This is a genomic window from Eubacterium ramulus, from assembly GCF_003122485.1.
Classification (GTDB): domain Bacteria; phylum Bacillota; class Clostridia; order Lachnospirales; family Lachnospiraceae; genus Eubacterium_I; species Eubacterium_I ramulus_A.
In genome coordinates, this window is sequence record NZ_JRFU01000268.1 from 1 (window position 1) to 1,401 (window position 1,401).

Consider the following 1,401-nt stretch of genomic DNA (forward strand, 5'->3'; position numbering starts at 1 on the left):
CGCTGACCAGAATCACGCACCAAGTCTCACGTGCGTTCGACTTGAAATGTAAACATGCGGTTCTTGATTTGCTTACGGGACTTCGGTATAATAAGCATAACCACGAAAAAGTATCCGTACGCAAAAGACTAACAGTGTTAGTTGAAAATTTTGCACATGATGATTGGTGAGAATTTAGATTTTTAGAAAAATGTACAATAAAACCAGAAGGGAAAGAAATCAGAAAGGAACTTTATGGAGAACGAAACACAGACACCGCACAAGCGACGTGTGCGTTATAAAGGAAAATATCCAAAGAAATTTGAGGAAAAATACAAAGAATTACAACCGGAAAAATATCAGGATACCATTGAGCATGTCATCCGAAAGGGTAATACGCCTGCGGGCATGCACATTTCTATTATGGTAAAAGAGATACTGGATTTTCTGGAGATCAAACCGGGACAGGTTGGTTTTGATGCGACTTTAGGTTATGGCGGTCATACAAAGGCGATGATGCAGTGCCTTCAGGGAGAAGGTCATATGTACGCCACGGATGTAGATCCGGAAGAATCTGCAAAGACCAGAAAACGTCTGGCAGAGCAGGGATTTGGTGAGGACATGCTGACCGTAAAATTGCAGAATTTCTGCACCATTGATGAGATCGCAAAAGAAGTCGGTGGTTTTGACTTTATTCTGGCAGACCTTGGCGTGTCTTCCATGCAGATCGACAATCCAAAGCGTGGTTTTTCTTACAAGGTAGACGGACCGCTGGATCTGCGTTTGAATCAGGAAAAAGGAATCAGTGCGGCAGAACGTCTGGATAATATTTCTTTTGAAGAGCTGGCGGGCATGTTGGATGAAAATTCCGATGAGCCGTATTGTGAGGAGATCGCAGAGGCAATCGTGAAGGAAATTCGCAGGGGAAACCGAATCGATACAACGACAAAACTGCGGCAGGTCATTGAGAAAACATTGGAATTTTTGCCGGAAAAAGAGCGTAAAGATACGGTGAAAAAGACCTGCCAGAGAGTTTTCCAGGCACTTCGCATTGACGTAAACCGGGAATTTGAAGTGCTGTATGAATTTATGGAAAAACTTCCGGGAGCTTTAAAACCGGGTGGACGTGTGGCAATTCTGACCTTCCATTCCGGGGAGGACCGTCTGGTGAAGAAAGCCTTAAAGGATGGGTATAAGACTGGTATTTATGCGGATTACGCGAAGGATGTCATTCGTCCGTCCGCACAGGAATGTGCACAGAATGGACGTGCCCGTTCCACAAAAATGCGTTGGGCGATCCGGTCAGATATGGAAATTTAGATAAAATGTGAAATGAGTAGAAAAGCAGTTATTTTTTGTTGCATTTTAGAAGGAGATTCATCTCAGTCTGAGTTGAGACTCCCACTTCTGCAAGTGGTGAGT

At 43.8% G+C, this 1,401-nt stretch carries 1 protein-coding gene; it reads left to right on the forward strand.

Annotated features, from left to right (window positions below; translation table 11 throughout):
* Positions 1-234 precede the first annotated feature (234 nt).
* Positions 235-1,299: a 16S rRNA (cytosine(1402)-N(4))-methyltransferase RsmH gene (rsmH, locus tag LG34_RS16470; protein WP_109217039.1), complete on the forward strand. Its 1,065-nt coding sequence runs from the start codon at positions 235-237 to the stop codon at positions 1,297-1,299.
* Positions 1,300-1,401: the final 102 nt, after the last annotated feature.